Origin of the sequence: Thalassovita mangrovi (genome assembly GCF_009857745.1) — a bacterium.
GTDB classification, from domain to species: domain Bacteria; phylum Pseudomonadota; class Alphaproteobacteria; order Rhodobacterales; family Rhodobacteraceae; genus Thalassobius; species Thalassobius mangrovi.
The window spans coordinates 255,330-274,420 of the sequence record NZ_WWEN01000004.1; the positions used below are offsets into that span (position 1 = coordinate 255,330).

General features: G+C 64.4%; 19 protein-coding genes. All 19 read left to right on the forward strand.

What is annotated here, in order from left to right:
* Positions 1–31 precede the first annotated feature (31 nt).
* The gene (locus GR167_RS11415) at positions 32–823 is read left to right on the forward strand and encodes a creatininase family protein (protein ID WP_160973615.1); all 792 of its coding nucleotides are present in this window, start codon (positions 32–34) and stop codon (positions 821–823) included.
* 16 nt (positions 824–839) lie between these two features.
* Positions 840–1,487, forward strand: a complete 648-nt coding sequence (locus GR167_RS11420) for an amino acid ABC transporter permease (RefSeq protein ID WP_160973616.1) — start codon at positions 840–842, stop codon at positions 1,485–1,487.
* 27 nt (positions 1,488–1,514) lie between these two features.
* Entirely contained in the window at positions 1,515–2,171 is a 657-nt protein-coding gene (locus GR167_RS11425; RefSeq protein WP_160973617.1) for an amino acid ABC transporter permease, read from the forward strand.
* Positions 2,172–2,193: 22 nt separating this feature from the next.
* Positions 2,194–2,967: an amino acid ABC transporter ATP-binding protein gene (locus GR167_RS11430; protein ID WP_160973618.1), complete on the forward strand. Its 774-nt coding sequence runs from the start codon at positions 2,194–2,196 to the stop codon at positions 2,965–2,967.
* A gap of 8 nt (positions 2,968–2,975) precedes the next feature.
* Positions 2,976–4,316 carry an aminotransferase family protein gene (locus tag GR167_RS11435; RefSeq protein WP_160973619.1) on the forward strand — a complete coding sequence of 447 codons (1,341 nt, stop codon included), beginning with the start codon at positions 2,976–2,978 and terminating at the stop codon, positions 4,314–4,316.
* Positions 4,313–5,005 (forward strand): CoA transferase subunit A, encoded by a 693-nt coding sequence (locus tag GR167_RS11440; protein WP_160973621.1) that lies wholly within the window; start codon positions 4,313–4,315, stop codon positions 5,003–5,005. The genes GR167_RS11435 and GR167_RS11440 overlap by 4 nt, the downstream gene beginning before the upstream one ends.
* Before the next feature lie 7 nt (positions 5,006–5,012).
* Positions 5,013–5,645, forward strand: a complete 633-nt coding sequence (locus GR167_RS11445; protein ID WP_160973623.1) for a 3-oxoacid CoA-transferase subunit B — start codon at positions 5,013–5,015, stop codon at positions 5,643–5,645.
* Positions 5,646–5,658: 13 nt separating this feature from the next.
* Positions 5,659–6,951 carry an ArgE/DapE family deacylase gene (locus tag GR167_RS11450; protein WP_160973625.1) on the forward strand — a complete coding sequence of 431 codons (1,293 nt, stop codon included), beginning with the start codon at positions 5,659–5,661 and terminating at the stop codon, positions 6,949–6,951.
* Between the two features lie 11 nt (positions 6,952–6,962).
* Positions 6,963–8,138: an acetyl-CoA C-acyltransferase gene (locus tag GR167_RS11455; protein WP_160973627.1), complete on the forward strand. Its 1,176-nt coding sequence runs from the start codon at positions 6,963–6,965 to the stop codon at positions 8,136–8,138.
* Positions 8,139–8,301: 163 nt separating this feature from the next.
* On the forward strand, positions 8,302–8,730 hold the full coding sequence (locus tag GR167_RS11460) for a hypothetical protein (RefSeq protein ID WP_160973629.1): 429 nt from the start codon (positions 8,302–8,304) through the stop codon (positions 8,728–8,730).
* A gap of 171 nt (positions 8,731–8,901) precedes the next feature.
* The gene (locus tag GR167_RS11465) at positions 8,902–9,552 is read left to right on the forward strand and encodes a helix-turn-helix domain-containing protein (RefSeq protein WP_160973631.1); all 651 of its coding nucleotides are present in this window, start codon (positions 8,902–8,904) and stop codon (positions 9,550–9,552) included.
* Between the two features lie 189 nt (positions 9,553–9,741).
* Complete coding sequence (locus GR167_RS11470) at positions 9,742–10,638, forward strand: class II glutamine amidotransferase (protein ID WP_160973632.1); 897 nt, start codon at positions 9,742–9,744, stop codon at positions 10,636–10,638.
* Between the two features lies 1 nt (position 10,639).
* Positions 10,640–11,323: a GltB/FmdC/FwdC-like GXGXG domain-containing protein gene (locus tag GR167_RS11475; protein ID WP_160973634.1), complete on the forward strand. Its 684-nt coding sequence runs from the start codon at positions 10,640–10,642 to the stop codon at positions 11,321–11,323.
* Between the two features lie 19 nt (positions 11,324–11,342).
* Positions 11,343–12,671 carry an FMN-binding glutamate synthase family protein gene (locus tag GR167_RS11480; protein ID WP_160973636.1) on the forward strand — a complete coding sequence of 443 codons (1,329 nt, stop codon included), beginning with the start codon at positions 11,343–11,345 and terminating at the stop codon, positions 12,669–12,671.
* Positions 12,672–12,750: 79 nt separating this feature from the next.
* The gene (glnT, locus tag GR167_RS11485; RefSeq protein WP_160973638.1) at positions 12,751–14,082 is read left to right on the forward strand and encodes a type III glutamate--ammonia ligase; all 1,332 of its coding nucleotides are present in this window, start codon (positions 12,751–12,753) and stop codon (positions 14,080–14,082) included.
* Between the two features lie 79 nt (positions 14,083–14,161).
* On the forward strand, positions 14,162–15,901 hold the full coding sequence (locus GR167_RS11490) for a sensor histidine kinase (protein ID WP_160973640.1): 1,740 nt from the start codon (positions 14,162–14,164) through the stop codon (positions 15,899–15,901).
* The gene (locus GR167_RS11495; RefSeq protein WP_160973641.1) at positions 15,898–17,238 is read left to right on the forward strand and encodes a sigma-54-dependent transcriptional regulator; all 1,341 of its coding nucleotides are present in this window, start codon (positions 15,898–15,900) and stop codon (positions 17,236–17,238) included. Before GR167_RS11490 ends, GR167_RS11495 begins: the two co-directional genes overlap by 4 nt.
* Before the next feature lie 128 nt (positions 17,239–17,366).
* Positions 17,367–18,380, forward strand: a complete 1,014-nt coding sequence (gene dctP, locus GR167_RS11500; RefSeq protein ID WP_160973642.1) for a TRAP transporter substrate-binding protein DctP — start codon at positions 17,367–17,369, stop codon at positions 18,378–18,380.
* Positions 18,381–18,454: 74 nt separating this feature from the next.
* The gene (locus GR167_RS11505) at positions 18,455–19,087 is read left to right on the forward strand and encodes a TRAP transporter small permease subunit (protein WP_160973643.1); all 633 of its coding nucleotides are present in this window, start codon (positions 18,455–18,457) and stop codon (positions 19,085–19,087) included.
* Positions 19,088–19,091: the final 4 nt, after the last annotated feature.

A 19,091-nucleotide genomic window follows, 5' to 3' on the forward strand; every position in this document is an offset into this window, starting at 1 on the left:
CCGGCGCGCCATCTAGACGGGTGTAGGTGAAATGCAGACCGAATATGGCAAACTGACCTGGGAAGACGTGCGTGACGCCGACAAGGATCGCGTCGTCATCCTCAACGTTTCCGCGACCGAAGACCACGGGCCGCATATGCCGCTGGATACCGATACGGTTCTGGGCATGGCGGTGGCCAACGGCGTGGCGGAACTGGCCCCCGAAGAGGTGCTGGTCATGCCGCCCATCGCCTATGGGTTCAACGAACACCACAAGGATTTTCCCGGCGTCATCTGGATTCAGCCCGAAACCCTGATCGCCTTCGTCACCGACGTGACCAAATCGCTGGCCCATCACGGGTTCCGCCGCATCTTGCTGCTGAATTCGCACGGGTCCAACCACCCGGTGCTGGACCTGGCGGCACGCAAGACGGTGATCGAGAACGAAATCATCTGCGTCTCGGCCTCCTACTGGAACCTGTGCAGCGACCGGGTCAACGAGATCCGCAAATCCGAGGTGGGCGGCATCGCCCATGCCGGCGAATTCGAGGCGGCGATGTACATGCATCTGCACCCCGAATATGTCGATCTCAGCAAGGCGACCAATCAGAACCTGCACGATCCGGATACGAAATTCTTCAACCTCGACCTGGCCAAGGGCGGTGGCAAGGCGATGCTGATGCGCTGGTGGTCCGAAGCTTCGCCCGAGGGCACGATGGGCGACCCCACCGTCGCCACGCCCGAAACCGGGCAGGCATTCCTGCAAGCGGCGGTCGAGGAAACCCTGGCACTGGTGCGCGAAATCCGCGCCCTGCCGATCCTTGAACGCAAAGATCACCACTGAAGGAGGGAACAGGCCGATGGATGTCGAACTGATGCTGAAGGTCTATCCCTTCTTCCTGAAGGCGGCCTGGGTGACGATCCAGCTTTCGGTGCTGACCACGATCCTGGGGCTGATCTGCGGATCGCTGGGCGCGGCGGCACGGCTGTCGCGGCTGCGCATCCTGCGCATCGTCGGCGCGGCCTATGTCAGCTTCATCCGCGGCACCCCGGCGCTGATCCAGCTGTTCATCCTCTATTTCGGCGGCCCGCAGGTGGGCATTCAGCTCGATGCGTTCGAGGCCGGGGTGATCGGGCTGGGCGTCAATATCGGCGCTTACATGACCGAAACCATCCGCGGCGCGATCATCGCCATCGACAAGGGTCAGGCCGAAGCGGCGCGGACCCTGGGCATGAGCCGCTATCAAAGCATGCGCTACGTGATCCTGCCGCAGGCGGCGCGTCTGATGATCCGGCCGCTGGGCGTCAATATCAACGCGCTGATCAAGGGCACCGCGCTGGTCGCCGCGATCTCGGTGATCGAACTGACCTATACCGCGCAGCGCTATATCGGATCGACCTACAAACCCTTCGAGATGTTTTTCATCTCGGGCGTTCTCTACATGATCATCATCTACGTCACCGGCCGCGGCATCGCCTGGCTTGACCGCAGGGCGCGCATCGTCTGAGCGCAGCGAGGGAGAGGATAAAACACCATGGGCCTGGATTTTTCGGTCATCCCCAAATACCTCGACGTCGTGATGATGGGCGCGGTGTGGACCGTTGCGATCACCGTCGCCGCCGCCTTGCTGAGCTTCTTCGGCGGCATCGTCTTCGCGGTGATCGCGCTTTACGCGCCGAAATTCGTCCGGCTGCCGTTCCGTGCGTTTGAATGGCTGTTCATGGGCACACCGCTGCTGCTGCAACTGTTCCTGATCTATTTCGGGCTGGTGCAGATCGGCATCGACCTGCCGGCCTTCGTGGCGGGGGTGATCGGGCTGGGGCTGCATTTCGCGGTCTATAATTCCGAATTGATCCAGACCGCCATCCTGGCCGTCGACAAGGGGCAGATGGAAGCCGCCCGCACCCTGGGGCTGAGCCGGGGGCAGGCGCTGAAGAAGGTCGTGGTGCCGCAGGCGGTGCGCGACGTGATCCCGCCCATCGGCAACAACATGATCGCACTTTTGAAGGACTCGGCGCTGGTGTCGGTGATCGGGGTGTCGGAACTGACCCTGTCGGCGCAGCTTGCCATCGGGCGGACTTATCGGCCGTTCGAATTCTACGTCCTCGCCGCCGTGTTCTACTACATCATCAACCTCGGGATGGAGGCCGTGCTGCGGCGCATCGAACGCAAGGTTCAGGCCGCCCGCTGACGCCGAAGGAGATTATACAGAGATGACTGACCAGAAACCCTTCGTCGATATCCGCCACGCCAAGAAAAGCTATGGCACGCTTGAGGTTCTGAAGGATATCAGCCTGCAGGTCCATCGCGGCGAAATCGTCGCCATCATCGGGCCGTCGGGATCGGGCAAGAGCACGCTTCTGCGCGCGATCAACGATCTGGACCCGCTGTCGGGCGGCGAGATCTGGCTGGAAGACACCCAGGTCAACATGGACCTGCCGCACCGCCAGTATGAAAAGCACATCAACGAGGTGCGCCAGAACATCGGCATGGTGTTCCAGCACTTCAACCTCTTTCCCCATCTGACCGTGCGCGAAAACATCACCTTGGCGCCGAAGCTGCTGAAGGGGATCAACGACGCCGAGGCCAACAAGCTGGCCGAGGAACAGCTTGCCAAGGTCGGCATGCTGGAACGCATCGATTACTACCCCTCGCAGCTGTCGGGCGGCCAGAAACAGCGCGTCGCCATCGCGCGGGCGCTGGCGATGAAACCCAAGGTCATGCTGTTCGACGAAGCCACCTCGGCGCTCGACCCGGAACTGGTCGAGGAAGTGAATCAGGTGATGAAGGCGCTGGCCGAGGAACACATGACCATGATCATCGTCACCCACGAAATGGGCTTTGCCGAAAGCGTCTGCGACCGGGTTCTGTTCATGGATCAGGGCGTCGTCGTCGAAGAAGGCCCGCCCAGCGTGATCTTCCGCAACCCGCAGAACGAACGCACCCGCAATTTCCTTCGTAAACACCTGGCCGACGCCAATAAATGAGCCACAAAATGTCCCATCTCTTCTATCAGTCCAAATCGCCGCGCCCGTTCCTGGAACGGGGCGAAGGCATCTACATGTATGACGTGAACGGCCGCCGTTACCTGGACGGTTCGTCCGGCGCTATGGTGTCCAATATCGGCCATTCCAACCCGGCCGTCCTGGCCGCGATGCGGGCGCAGATGGACAAGTCGACCTTCGGCTACCGGCTGCATTTCCAGACCGAGGCGTCGGAAGCGCTGGCTACCAAGACGGCAGAGCTGAGCCCGCGCGGGCTGGACCGGGTGTTCTTCGTCTCCGGCGGGTCGGAGGCGGTGGAAAGCGCGCTGAAAATGGCGCGCCAGTACAAGCTGGCGATCGGGCAGGGCAGCCGGTTCAAGGTGATTTCGCGGATGCCGTCCTATCACGGCTCGACCCTGGGCGCGCTGGCGGTCACCGGTTACGATCCTTTGACGGTGCCCTTCGCGCCGATGATGCACGAGATGCCGAAGATCCCGGCGCCGCGCGCCTATCTCGACGGGCTGGATATCAACGATCCGGCGACCGGGCTGCATTACGCCAACATGCTGGAACAGAAGATCATCGAGGAAGGGCCCGAAACCGTTCTGGCCTTCATCCTCGAACCGGTCGGCGGGGCCTCCACCGGGGCGCTGGTGCCGCCTGCGGGTTACATGCAGCGCATCCGCGAGATTTGCGACGCCTACGACATCCTGCTGATCCATGACGAGGTGATGTCGGGCGGCGGCCGCACCGGCAAGTTCTGGGGTGCCGATCACTGGGGCACCGTCCCCGATATCATTTCGATTTCCAAGGGCTTCGGCGGCGGCTACGTGCCGCTGGGCGCGATGATCGCGCGCGGCGACATGGTCGAGGCGGTGCTGGAAACCGGCGGTTTCCAGCACGGTCACACCTATGCCGGCAACCCGCTGGCCTGCGCCGCGGGCCTGGCGCTGATCGGCGAGATTGAAAGCAACAACCTGATCGCCAACGCCGCCTGCATGGGCGACCTGCTGAAAGCGCGGCTCAAGGGGCTGATGAACCGTTATCCCTTCATCGGCGACGTGCGCGGCAAGGGATTGCTGCTGGCGTTCGAACTGGTGTCGGACCGGGTGACGATGGAACCGCTAGCCGCGGGCCTGTCGGCCTATCAGCGGCTGGTCGATATCGCCTATGACGAGGGGCTGATCATCTATTCGCGGCGCACCCGTGGCGGTCTGAACGGCGATCACTTCCTGGTCTGCCCGCCGATGATCATCGGCGAAGACGGGATCGAGGAAATCATGCAGGGCCTGACCCGCGCGCTGGACAAGTTCGCGGCCGAGGCCGGGCTGGACGTGGACAGCGCCGCATGAAACTGCCCGACAAGACAGTCCCGATGGCGGAAGCGGTGGCGCGGGTCCAGGACGGCGCCACGGTGATGTTGGGGGGCTTCGGCGTGCCCGGCACGCCCTTCCTGCTGATCCAGGAATTGCTGCGCCAGGGCGCGCGCGACCTGACCATCGTCAAGAACGACGCCAATGAAACCGGGATGGGCGTCGACCACCTGCTGGCCGAAGGCCGGGTGGCGAAGCTGATCACCACCCATATCGGGCTGAACGCCCGCGCCATCGAGATGATGAACGACGGCCGGATCGAGGTCGAATTCTGTGCCCAGGGCATCCTGGCCGAACGCATCCGCGCCGGCGGGGCAGGGCTGCAAGCCATCGTCACAGATATCGGGCTCGATACCGAGCTGGCCAACGGCAAGGCAAAGGTCGAGGTCGATGGTAAACCGGCGATGATCGAAACCGCTTTACGGGCCGACGCGGCCTTTATCCATGCGGCGAAGGCCGATCCGTTCGGCAATCTCGGCTATGCCGCCACGGCGCGCAACTTCAACCCGCTGATGGCGATGGCCGCCGATCTGGTGATCGCCGAGGCCGAAACGGTTCTGCCGCTGGGCGGTCTGACCCCGGACGAGGTGCACACCCCCGGTCCCTTCGTCGATCACGTGGTGGAACTGGCCGAACTGAGCGAGGAGTACGACATTGTCCGGCGCTAAGGAAAGAATGGTCGCCCGCGCCGCGCGGGAAATCCGCCCCGGCATGGTTGTCAATCTCGGCATCGGGTTGCCGACGCGGGTGGTGAACCACCTGGCCGCCGATATGCCGGTGTGCCTGCATACCGAAAACGGCCTGTCTGGCATCGGCCCGACCCTGCCGATCGATCAGGCCGACCGCAACCTGATCGACGCCGGCGGCGCCTATGTGTCCACCGTGCCGGGCAGCGCCTTTTTCGACAGCGCCGCCTCCTTCGCGCTGGTGCGCAGCGGCCGGTTGGACATGACCATGCTGGGCGCCTTCGAGGTGGCTCAGAACGGCGATCTGGCGAACTGGAAAATCCCCGGCCGGTTTTCCCCCGGTGCGGGCGGCGCGATCGAACTGGCGCAGAAGGCGCGCCGGGTTCTGGTGCTGTCCACCCATACCGACCGCAAGGGCAATCCCAAGCTGATCGAAAACTGCACCCTGCCGCTGACCGCCAGGGGCTGCGTCGACCGGATCTTCACCGACATGGCCGTGATCGACGTCACGCCCGAAGGGTTTGCCCTGCGCGAAATCGCCGAGGGCCTGACGCTGGACGACGTGATCAAGGCCACCGGCGCGCCGCTGACCCTGCCCGAGGGCGAAATTCCCGTTTTCTGAACCGAGTGATCCCATGGATAAAGACCTGCAGACCCGCATCCTGAACGCCGTCGACGCCCGTTTCGACGCGCAGACCCAATTCCTTGCCGAACTGACCGCGCATCCCTCGACGCGCGGCAACGAACAAAGCGCGCAGGATTTCATGGCGTCCGAGCTGGGCGAACGCGGCTACAAGGTCGACCGCTGGGAAATCGACGTTGACGACATCCGCCACATGCCGGGCTTTTCCCCGGTGATCGGCAATTACGAAGAGGCGGTGAATGTCGTCGGCGCGCATGAAAGCGCCAGCAAGAAGGGCCGCTCGCTGATCCTGAACGGCCATATCGACGTGGTGCCCGAGGGCCCGCACGACATGTGGGACACGCCGCCCTATGACCCGCGGGTCGATGACGGCTGGATGTACGGGCGTGGCGCGGGCGACATGAAGGCGGGGCTGGCGTCGAACCTGTTTGCGCTGGATGCGATCCGCGAATGCGGTTTTGCGCCTGCGGCCGACGTTTACTTCCAGTCGGTGGTCGAAGAGGAATGCACCGGCAACGGCGCGCTGGCCTGCCTGCAGCGCGGCTATCGCGCCGACGCGGCGCTGATCCCCGAACCCTTCGCCGAAACCCTGGTGACCGCGCAGGTCGGCGTGTTGTGGTTCCAGGTGCATCTGCAAGGTTTGCCGACCCACGTGGCCTATGCCGGCAGTGGCGCCAACGCGATCGAGGCCGCCGTGCCGCTGATCGCCGCCCTGCACGAGATGGAGGCGCGCTGGAACACCGATCAGGCCAAGCATCCACAATTCGGCCATGTGCATCACCCGCTGAACCTGAATATCGGCAAGATCGAGGGTGGCGACTGGACCAGTTCCGTCCCCGCCTGGTGCGTGTTCGACGTGCGCATGGGGCTGTTCCCGGGGCAGGATATCGACGCCGCCAAGGCCGAGATCGAAACCGTGCTGACCGACGCCGCGCAGAAGAACGACTTCCTGCGCAACAACATGCCCCGGGTGATCTACAACGGATTCGAGGCCGAAGGATACGCGCTGGCCGAGGATGACAGCGACACCGCCAAACAGGCGATTTCGGCGCTGGAACTGGCCCATGGCGCGGTGACCGGCGGGCAGCTCGACAAGGTGTCGATCACGGCGACCACCGATGCGCGGTTCTTCGGGCTTTATGCCGATACGCCCGCGCTGGTTTACGGCCCCAAGGCCGAGGCGATCCACGGCTTCAACGAACGGGTCGATCTGGAAAGCGTGCGCCGCGTCACCCAGGCCACGGCGCTGTTCATCGCGCAGTGGTGCCAACTCGAATCCCTCTGAAGGACCCCGACATGAGACAAGCCGTCATCGTTTCCACCGCCCGCACCCCGATCGGCAAGGCCTATCGCGGCGCGTTCAACAACCTCGAAGGGCCCAGCATGGCCGCCCACGCGGTCCGCGCGGCGATCACACGCGCCGGGATCGACGGGGGCGAGATCGAGGATGTCACCTTCGGATCGGCCCTGACGCAGGGCAGCACCGGGGTGAATGTCGCCCGCCATATCGCCCAGGCCGCCGGTCTGCCCGACAGCGTGGCCGGGTCCACCATCGACCGGCAATGCGCCTCGGGCCTGAACGCCATCGCGGTGGCGGCCCACGCGATCACCGCCGAGGGTGCCAAGGTGACGCTGGCGGGTGGGCTGGACAGCATTTCGCTGGTCCAGAACGACCACTGGAACGCGTATCGCTACCGCGATCCGGCGGTGGGCGACAATTACTACATGTCGATGCTGGAAACGGCCGAGGTCGTGGCGGAACGCTATGGCGTGTCGCGCGCCGATCAGGATGCCTATGCGCTGCAAAGCCAGCAACGCACCGCCGCCGCGCAGGAAGCCGGGCGGTTCGACGATGAAATCGTGCCGGTCGAGGCGGTCAAGTTGGTCACCGACCGCGAAACCGGCGAGGTCAGCGAACAGGCGGTGCGTCTCGAGGGCGATGAATGCAACCGCCCCGGCACCACTCTGGAAGGGCTGGCGGGGCTGAAACCGGTGCTGGGGGCGGATAAATGCGTCACCGCCGGCAATGCCAGCCAGTTGTCCGACGGCGCTTCGGCCTGCGTTCTAATGGAAGCGGGTGAGGCGGAGAGGCGCGGGCTGGAACCGCTGGGCATCTTCCGCGGTTTCGCCGCCGCAGGCTGCGCGCCCGAGGAAATGGGCATCGGCCCGGTCTTCGCCATCCCGCGCCTGCTGGAACGCCACGGGCTGGGGATCGACGATATCGGGCTGTGGGAAATCAATGAAGCCTTCGCGTCGCAGCTGCTCTATTGCCGCGACAAGCTGGGCATTCCCGACGACAAGCTGAACGTCAACGGCGGGGCGATTTCCATCGGTCATCCCTATGGCATGTCGGGCGCCCGCATGGCCGGTCACGTTCTGATCGAAGGCCGCCGTCGCGGCGTCCGCTACGGCGTGGTCAGCATGTGCATCGGCGGCGGCCAGGGCGCGGCGGGGCTGTTCGAAATCCTCTGACAGGGCGCTTGTCCGTCTTTCTCCCTTCGCTTTCGCCCAGATTTTGGGCGGAAGCCTGTGCGCATTTTGTCTCTCCCCGGCATCTTCTGCCTGATGGTCCATGGACAATCTGGCGCCGGTCGCGCCACTGTGCCAGGGACACAAGACCACCAAGGAGAGCCCGATGATCGTCATCCTCAAGACCCTGCATTTCCTGTCGCTCTGGGCCGCGGGTGGCGCCGGGGCAGGCGGCTGGATCATCCAGATCGTGCATGCCCGAAAAGGGGTGAAGCCCAGCCCGGAAGTGGGGCAGGCGATGCGTTCCATGGCCTTGGTGGCGCTGATCGCGGTGATCGTGCTGTGGATCACCGGTTCCGCGCTGTCCTTCGCGATCTATGGCGGTTTCCCCAATATCGTCGCCTTCCATGTGAAGCTCGCCGCGGCGGCACTGGTGCTGCTGGGGCTGTTCGGCAGCAACCTTGAAATGCTGCGCGCGATGCGGGCCAAAACCCCGCCGCGCCCGCAGGTCATGTCGAAACTGGCCTGGCTGGTGCGCGGCAGCCTGCTGATCGTGTTGGTTTCCGCCACGCTGGCCTTTTCCGGCAAGATGTAGGCGGTGCGCCCGCCGTCGCGCCCCGGTTTTGCCTGAAAATTGCCTGCTGCCGGAGATCGGCGTGAAATTCCCCAATGGGAAATAAAATTTCATTCTGTTGCAGGTTGCGCCATGACAAATACTATATGACAAAAGCAATGACGGCTGAACAAGTGCGGCAAGAGGGCATCCATGGCGCAGAACAAGAAGGCGGATAAAGAGGCGGTCCTGTCGCAGGACCCGCACAAGCTCAGCGGCGGCGGTGAAAAGAACCTTGAGGTTGCCATCGGGCGTGAAATCAAGGCCCTGCGCCTTCAGCAGGGGATCACCTTCGCGGAGCTTTCGGCCTCGACGGGCCTGTCGATCAGCATGTTGTCGAAGATCGAGAACGGCAACACCTCGCCCTCGCTGACCACGCTGCAGGCGCTGGCCCATGCGCTGAGCACGCCGATCACCTCCTTCTTTCGCCGGTTCGAGGAAAACCGCAGCGCGGTGCACACCAAGGCGGGCGAAGGGGTCGAGATGCAGCGCGCGGGCACACGCGCGGGGCATCAGTATAACTTGCTGGGTCACCTGGGCCCCAACGCCAGCGGCGTGGTGGTGGAACCCTACCTGATCACACTAAGCGAACAGTCGGATACTTTCCCCACCTTCCAGCACGACGGGATCGAGATGCTCTATATGCTGGAAGGGGCGGTCGATTATCGCCACGGCGACCGGATCTATCCTCTGAAACCGGGCGATACGCTGTTCTTCGACGCGGACGCGCCGCACGGGCCCGAGGTCCTGGTCGAACTGCCCGCCAAATACCTGTCGATCATTTCCTATCCGCAAAGCAACTGAGCCGTGACAGCAGGCGGTTTGCGCAGGCCCGGCGGTGTTCCGCCGGGCCTGTTTGCGTGTTGGTGCCTAAAATTTCAGCGCTGGTCTGCGACGGGGCAATCCCTCACAGGAAAAAATGTTTCCCTAGGTTGATGTTCTGGAAACCCGCTGCTAGCGTCGATTTCGAACTGGATCAGGAGTCAAAGACAGATGTGTGGAATTGTCGGTCTGTTTCTCAAGGACAAGGCATTGGAACCCCGGCTGGGGGAAATGCTGACAGAGATGCTGATTACGATGACCGATCGCGGCCCCGACAGCGCGGGCATCGCGATCTATGGCAGCGGGGAGGATGGCAAGGCCAAGCTCACCGTGCAATCGGATGCGGCGGAGGCGGATTTCGCCACCTTGGCCGATGATCTGGGCGCCGCGATCGGCGCCCCGGTCACCCTGCGCCGCAACGACACCCACGCGGTGTTGGTGCTGGATGCCGATAAGGTGGCGGCGGCACGCGACGCGCTTACCGACCTTCGCCCGGGGCTGCGGGTGATGTCGGATGGCGAGGTCATCGAGATTTACAAGGAAACCGGTCTGCCCAAGGACGTGGCCGAGCGGTTCCACCTGGCGGAGATGGGCGGCACCCACGGCATCGGCCATACCCGCATGGCGACGGAATCGGCGGTGACCACCGAAGGCGCGCACCCGTTTTCGACCGGTGCCGACCAGTGCCTGGTGCATAACGGATCGCTGTCGAACCACAATTCGCTGCGCCGCAAGCTGAAGCGCGAAGGCGTGCGGATCGAATCCGAAAACGATACCGAGGTCGGCGCGGCTTACCTGACCTGGAAGATGCGAGAGGGCGCGACCCTGGGCGAGGCGCTGGAAAGCAGCCTGGAAGACCTCGACGGGTTCTTCACCTTCGTGGTGGGCACCAAGGACGGGTTCGGCGTGGTGCGCGATCCGATCGCCTGCAAACCCGCGGTGATGGCCGAAACCGACCAATACGTCGCCTTCGGCAGCGAATACCGCGCGCTGGTCAACCTGCCGGGGATCGAGGACGCCAGGGTCTGGGAACCCGAACCCGCAACCGTCTATTTCTGGAGCCACTGAGATGCAAACTTACAACCTTGCACAAAACGGTCTGCGCGGGCTGAATTCGGCGTTGCAGGCGCAAAGCGCGGACACCAATCAAACCGAATGGGAAATCGTCGATCCCAAGGGCAGCCATGCCATCGCGGTCGGTCTGGACGCCCCCATTGAGGTCACCGTCAAGGGATCGACCGGGTATTACTGCGCGGGCATGAACAAGCAGGCGACGATCCACGTCGAAGGATCGGTCGGGCCGGGCGTGGCCGAAAACATGATGTCGGGCACGGTGATCGTCGACGGCGACGCCAGCCAATACGCCGGGGCCACCGGTCATGGCGGGCTGCTGGTGATCAAGGGCAATGCCTCGTCCCGCTGCGGGATTTCGATGAAGGGCATCGATATCGTGGTGCACGGCAATATCGGCCACATGTCGGCCTTCATGGCGCAGGCGGGCAACCTTGTCGTCTGCGGCGATGCGGGCGATGCTTTGGGCGATTCCCTTTACGAGGCGCGGCTTTTCGTGCGCGGCTCGGTCAAGAGCCTTGGCGCCGATTGCGTCGAGAAGGAAATGCGGCCCGAACATATCGAGATCCTGAAGGATCTGCTGGACCGCGCCGGGGCGGACGCCAAGCCGGAAGAATTCAAGCGCTACGGGTCGGCCCGCAAGCTGTACAATTTCGATGTCGATAACGCGGCAGATTATTGAGGAAAAGGGTGTGAAAGACATGGACAACAAAATCCCCCGCACCAACCCGATCCAGTCGGCGACCTTCAGCAACGACGTGAACGCGGAAATCCGCCGCGCCGCCGCGACCGGCATCTATGACATCCGCGGCGGTGGCGCCAAGCGCCGGGTGCCGCATTTCGACGACCTGCTGTTCCTGGGCGCATCGGTGTCGCGCTACCCGCTGGAAGGCTACCGCGAACGCTGCGACACCTCGGTGACGCTGGGCACTCGCTTCGCCAAGAAACCGATCGAACTGGATATCCCGATCACCATCGCGGGCATGAGCTTCGGCGCGCTGTCGGGCCCGGCGAAGGAAGCATTGGGGCGCGGCGCGTCGATGGCGGGCACGTCGACCACCACCGGCGACGGCGGCATGACCCCCGAGGAACGCGGTCATTCCAAGAAACTGGTCTATCAGTACCTGCCGTCGCGCTATGGCATGAACCCCGACGACCTGCGCAAGGCCGACGCGATCGAAATCGTGGTGGGGCAGGGCGCCAAGCCGGGCGGCGGCGGTATGCTGCTGGGGCAGAAGATTTCCGACCGGGTGGCCGAAATGCGCACCCTGCCCAAGGGGATCGACCAGCGTTCTGCCTGCCGTCACCCCGACTGGACCGGGCCGGACGATCTGGAAATCAAGATCCTGGAACTGCGCGAAATCACCGACTGGCAGGTGCCGATCTACGTCAAGGTCGGCGCGACCCGGCCCTATTACGACACCGCGCTGGCGGTAAAGGCCGGGGCCGACGTGGTGGTGATGGACGGGATGCAGGGCGGCACCGCCGCCACCCAGGACGTGTTCATCGAACATGTCGGGCTGCCGACCCTGGCCTGTATCCGCCCCGCCGTGCAGGCGCTGCAGGATCTGGGCGTGCATCGCGAAGTGCAGCTGGTGATTTCGGGAGGCATCCGCAGCGGCGCCGACGTGGCCAAGGCGCTGGCGCTTGGCGCCGACGCGGTGTCCATCGGGACCGCGGCGCTGATCGCGCTTGGCGATAACGACCCGAAATGGGAAGCCGAATACCAGAAGCTGGGCACCACCACCGGCGCTTATGACGACTGGCACGAAGGCCGCGATCCTGCGGGCATCACCACGCAGGACCCGGAACTGGCGGCACGGCTCGACCCGGTCGAGGCGGGGCGGCGGCTGCGCAATTACCTCAAGGTGATGACGCTGGAGGCGCAGACCATCGCGCGCGCCTGCGGTCACAACAACCTGCACAACCTGGAACCCGAAGACCTGTGCGCCCTGACGATGGAGGCGGCGGCGATGGCCAAGGTGCCGCTGGCGGGGACCGATTGGTATCCGGGCAAGGCCGGGTTCTGAGACAGCTATAACAGAGGCGCCCCTCAAAAAGGGGCGCCTTTCACGTTTGAAACACACAACAGGGCAAGGAAAGCGAAGCATGACGACAGATTTGGCAGCTTTCGCCAAGGAAAAAGGCGTTAAATACTTCATGATCTCGTTCACCGATCTGTTCGGTGGGCAGCGGGCGAAACTGGTGCCCGCGCAGGCAATCGCGGACATGCAGGAGGATGGCGCGGGCTTTGCCGGCTTCGCCACCTGGCTCGACATGACCCCGGCGCATCCCGACATGCTGGCGGTGCCGGACCCGTCCTCGGTGATCCAGCTGCCGTGGAAGCCCGAGGTCGCCTGGGTCGCGGCCAATTGCGTGATGGAAGGCCAGGACGTGGCGCAGGCCCCGCGCAACGTGCTGCGCCGCCTGATCGACGAAGCGGCGGCCGAAGGGCTGCACATGAAGACCGGGATCGAGGCGGAATTTTTCCTGCTGACCCCGGAGGGCGACCAGATTTCCGACCCCTTCGATACGGCGGCGAAACCCTGCTATGACCAGCAGGCGGTGATGCGCCGCTACGACGTAGTGCGCGAGATTTGCGATTACATGCTCGACCTGGGCTGGGGCCCGTATCAGAACGACCACGAGGATGCCAACGGCCAGTTCGAAATGAACTGGGAATTCGACGACGCGCTGAAGACCGCCGACAAGCATTCCTTCTTCAAGTTCATGGTCAAATCGGTCGCCGAACAGCATGGCTTCCGCGCCACCTTCATGCCCAAACCCATCGAGGGGCTGACCGGCAACGGCTGCCACGCCCATATCTCGGTCTGGGACGCGCCGGGGGCGGATGCGAAAACCAACGTCTTCGCCACCGACAAGGGCGAAGGCCCGACCGGCGAACTGGGCCTGGGCGAACAGGGCAAGTATTTCCTCGGCGGCATCATGAAACACGCCAGCGCGCTGGCGGCCATCACCAATCCCACGGTGAATTCCTACAAGCGCATCAACGCGCCGCGCACCATGTCGGGCGCCACCTGGGCGCCCAACACGGTGACCTGGACCGGCAACAACCGCACCCACATGGTGCGGGTGCCGGGGCCGGGCCGGTTCGAACTGCGGCTGCCCGACGGGGCGGTGAATCCCTATCTGCTGCAGGCGGTGATCCTGGCGGCGGGGCTGTCGGGCATCCGGTCCAAGGCCGATCCCGGCCCGCGCTACGACATCGACATGTATGCCGAGGGCCACACGGTCACCGACGCGCCGAAACTGCCGCTCAACATGCTGGATGCTTTGCGCGATTACGACAAGGATGCGGGGCTGAAGGCGATGATGGGCGAAGAATTCTCCACCGCCTACCTGAAGATGAAGCGGCAGGAATGGGATTCCTTCGTGTCGCATTTCTCGCACTGGGAAAAGGAACACACGCTGGATATCTGACCGCGTGGTCGCCCCGGAACAAACCCGGGGCGACAACTCATCCCTTGCTTTCGGGCCCGATTGCGGCCAATCGGGACCCATGCGCAGGCTTTCCTATATCGTGCCGGTCATTGCCATGCTGGTCATCGCGATCAGCGTGTTTCGCGGCTCTTACGGCTATTTCCGATCCGGCGAACTGGCGCGGGCCGAGGGGCGCTTGTCGCTCTACCAAAGCTCGGTCCGGGCCGAGTTCGAGCGGTTTTCGCACCTCTCCTATGTGCTGTCGCGCGATCCCTTCGTGATCGCCGCCGCCGCCGGCGGCGGCACCGGGACCCTGAATCCGCGGCTGAAGGATTTCGCTACCCGCGCCGGGCTGGACGCGATTTACCAGATGGACACCAAGGGCCTGACCATCGCCGCCTCGAATTACGATGAACCGAACGGTTTCATCGGGCAGAACTACGCCTTCCGCCCCTATTTCGCCGCCGCCATGTCCGGGGAACAGGCCCGGTTCTATGCCATCGGGGCGACCACCGGCTTGCCGGGCTATTTCATCGCCGACCCGGTGCGCGGGGCAGGGGGCGCGGTAATCGGGGTGATCGCGATCAAGATCGACCTGTCGGGGCTGGAACAAAGCTGGCGCGGGTCGGGCGAACAGGTGTTCCTGGCCAATGAGGACGGCGTCGTGCTGCTGTCCTCGGACCCCGATTGGCTTTACCGGGCGCTGACCCCGCTGTCGCAGGATCAGCGCGACAGGATCGTCGCGGCGCGGCAGTTTCCCGACCAGGCGCTCGATCCGCTGGACTGGCAGGACTTGCCGGGGCCGCGGGTTCGGATCGCCGGGGCGGAACGGTTGCACCTGACCGCCGCCGACCTGCCGCATGGATGGGCGCTGCATTACTTTTCCTCCGACGATCGCGCGGTGGCGCGGGCCTGGCTGGTCACCACGCTGGTGGCGATGGCCGCGGGTCTGGCGCTGATCTTCTACCAGATCGCGCGCGCCCGCCGGGTCGTCGCGGCGCTGGCCCGCTCGGAACGCGAAGAGGCCGAGCTGCGCGAGGCCAACAAGCGGCTGGCGCGCGAGATCGAGGACCGCCGCAGCGCCGAACGACGGCTGAAACGGACCCAGGATGATTTGGAGCGCGCCAGCCGCCTTGCCGCTTTGGGGCAACTGGCGGCCTCGGTCACCCATGAGCTGGGCCAACCGATCGCGGCCATGCGCAACCACCTGACGGCGGCCGAGATCGGCGGCCGTGACGCGGGCGGGCTGACGGGAAAGATCGGCGGGCTGGTCGACCGGATGGAGGGCATCACCCGGCAGCTGAAATTCTTCGCCCGCTCGGAAAGCGATGCGTTCGATGCGGTCGATCTGCGCGATGCGATGCGGGCCTCGCTGGCGCTGGTCGAACCGAACCTGGCCGAGATCAACGCCGATCTGAAGGTGGAGCTGCCCGAGAATCCGGTGATGGTGCGCGGCAACCGGTTGCGGATCGAACAGGTGATGACCAACCTGCTGCGCAACGCGGTGGATTCCGTCGACGACAGCACCGATCCGCAGATCTGGGCGCAGGTCGGACAGACCGGCGGCGAAAGCTGGTTCGAGGTCCGCGATAACGGTCACGGGCTGGGGCAAGCGACGCTGGCCGAATTGCAGGAACCCTTCGTCACGACGCGCGAAAGCGGCCGGGGCATGGGGCTGGGCCTGGCCATTTCCGCCGGGATCGTCAAGGATCACGGCGCGGTCATGGAGGCCCGCAACGGCGCGGGCGGCGGCGCCGTGTTCCGTGTGACCTTCCCCGAAGACAGCCCCGAAGACGCGCCAGAGGACGACACCGCATGATCGCCAATTCCCCCTTCAGCATCCTGATCGTGGATGACGACAAATCGATGCGCCAATCGCTGGTCGACCTTATGGAGGCCGCGGGCTGGCGCGCCGAGGCGGTGGCGCGCGCCACCCAGGTCGCCGAAATCCTGAAAGGGGCCTTGCCCGACGTGATCCTGTCCGATGTGCGGATGCCGGGGATGTCGGGGCTGGACCTGCTGGACAGCCTCGATGCGAATAGCGCGCCGCCTTTGGTGCTGATTTCGGCCCATGGCGATATCCCGATGGCGGTGCAGGCGATCCAGCGCGGCGCCTATAGTTTCGTCGAAAAACCCTATGAACCGCGCCGCTTGCTGACCATCCTCACCCATGCCGCTGAACGGCACCGGATGCAGCAAAGCAATGAGCGGCTGAAGGAGCGGCTTTACAAGCTGTCCGGGCTCGACCGTATCCTGCTGGGCCAAACCGACGCCGTGGCGGATTTGCGCCGCGATATCCTTGACCTGGCCGAAACCGACGCGACGATCCTGATCGAGGGCGAAACCGGCACCGGCAAGGAACTCGTGGCGCGCGCGCTGCACGATCTGGGTGCCGACCCCGACGCGCCGTTCCTGGCGCTGAACTGCGCCGCCCTGTCGCCCGACACGTTCGAGGTGGAAATGTTCGGCGTCGCGGGACAGGCGGACGGGCGGCTGGTGGCGGCATCGGGCGGGACGCTGTTCCTGGATGAAATCTGTTCCTGCCCGCTGCCGGTGCAGGCCAAGCTTCTGCGGGTGATCGAGGACCGGCAGGTGCTGCCGGTCGGCGGGGCGCAGCCGCGGCCGGTGGATTTCCGGGTGATTTCCGCCACCAACGAAGACATGCAGCAGGCGGTGGCGGAAAACCGGCTGCGCCAGGACCTGCTGTTCCGGCTGAATTCCGTGGTACTGTCGCTGCCGCCGCTGCGGGCGCGGCGCGACGACCTGACCCTGCTGGCGGCGCATTTCCTGCAGGATTACGCCCGCATCTACGAAACCGACGCGCCCGCGATCACCCAGGACGATCTGGCGGCATTGCTGGCGCATGACTGGCCGGGCAATGTGCGCGAGCTGCGCAATGCCTGCCAGCGGCGGGTTCTGGCGGCGCGGCGCGGGGGCGGATCGATGGCGCAGGCGATGCGCGCCGATCAGCAGATCGAAGACGTGCCCGGCACCCTGCGCGAAGCGGTGGCGGCGTTCGAACGCGAAGTCATCGGCAAGGCGATCAAGGCCCATGAGGGCCGGATGGACGACGCCGCCGAGGCCCTGGGCATCGGGCGTCGCACGCTGAACGAAAAGATCGTGAAACTTGGGCTCGACAAGGACGCCCTGCTGTAACCGGGCAGCCCTGCGGAAATCCGCAGGGCTGCCGCCTTTCGCCATGCATTTTCCTTCATAGGCAAGCCGCACAGGTTTGCGGATGCTGCGCGCATCTGAAAAAGACCAAAGTCTCTGGGAGGAGAAAGATGCGCAAGTTTATGAACCGGACGGCAATCGCCGCCCTGTCGCTGGCCTTTGCAACCGAAGCAATGGCGACCGAATGGAACGTATCGCTGTGGGGCAAGCGTCGCGCCTTTACCGAACATGTCGAAAAGCTGGCCGAACTGGTCGCCGAAAAGACCAACGGCGAATTCACCATGAATATCAGCTATGGCGGGTTGTCGAACAACAAGGAAAACCTCGACGGGATTTCCATCGGCGCGTTCGAGATGGCGCAGTTCTGCGCCGGTTATCACGCCGACAAGAACCCCTCGATCACCGTTCTGGAACTGCCCTTCCTGGGCGTATCGACGCTGGAGCAGGAAACCGAGATTTCCATGGCCGTCTACCAGCACCCCGCCGTGGTCAAGGACCTGGCGCGCTGGAACGCGACCCTGCTGATGCCGTCGCCGCTGCCGCAGTATAACCTGGTGGGCACCGGCGACGCGCCGAAGACCCTGGCCGATTTCGACGGTCTGACCGTGCGCGCCACCGGCGGTATCGGCGCTGCGATGGAAACCATCGGCGCGGTGCCGACCTCGATGTCGGCGTCGGAAGTGCGCCAGGCAATGGACAGCGGCATCGTCAAGGCGGTCAGCTTCGCGCCCCACGCCCACATGTCCTTCGGCACCATCGAGAACGCCACCTGGTGGACCACCAACCTCAACCCTGGCACGGTCAACTGCCCGGTGGTGGTGAACACCGAGGCGCTGGACGATCTGCCCGCGGATCAGCGCGAGGCGCTGCTGGGATCGGTTCAGGAAGCTCTCGATTACTACGTCGAGTATTACAACAACCAGACCATGGCAGCCTGGGGCCCGGCGCTGGACGAGCGCGGCATCGAGCGCATCACCTTCGGTGACGCAGAAATCGCCGCCTTCAAAGAGGCCGCGGCGGCCCCGGCCGCGAAGGCCTGGATCGAAAGCAATACTGCGCGGGGCCTGCCCGCTCAGGAACTCTATGATCTTGTCACCGGCATGATTGCTGCCGAAGGCAAGTGACCCTGTCGCCCTGCGCCTCCTCCCCTTGCGGCGCAGGGCTGACAGTTTTCTGACATTCTGCGGAGAATCCCAACATGGCCGGATCATCCCTCGTGCTGTCCGACGACAGCCGGTTGAGTGCGCTTGACCAGACCCTTTACAAATTCGAACGCGTGCTGGCGCTGATCAGCGGGTTGGCGGTGTTTTCGCTGATGGTGCTGGCGGTGATTTCGGTGGGCGGGCGCAACCTGTTCAACGCGCCGCTGCCGGGCTATGTCGACTGGATCGAACAGGCGATGCCGCTGATCGCCTTCATGGGCATTTCCTTCACGCAGCGCGACGGCGGGCATATCCGCATGGACATGCTGGTCGGCGCGCTGAAGGGGCGGGCGCTGTGGGCGGTGGAATTCATCACCACGGCGGTGATCCTGCTGCTGGTGGCGCTGCTGCTCTGGGGCAGCTGGGCGCATTTCCAGCGCAGCTTCGATTTCGCCGCGCCGCTGTGGAGCCGTGACAGTTCCATCGATATCGGCCTGCCGCTCTGGCCCGGTAAGATCCTGGCGCCGGTCGCCTTTTCGGTGCTGTGCCTGCGGCTGCTGCTGCAGCTTTACGCCTACGCCCAGGCCTTCGTGAAAAACAACGACCACCCGGTCGGCGTGCCGATGGTGGCTGACGCCGCCACCCAGGCGGTGATGGAAGCCGAGCACGTCTCGGGCCACGACGATTAAGGAA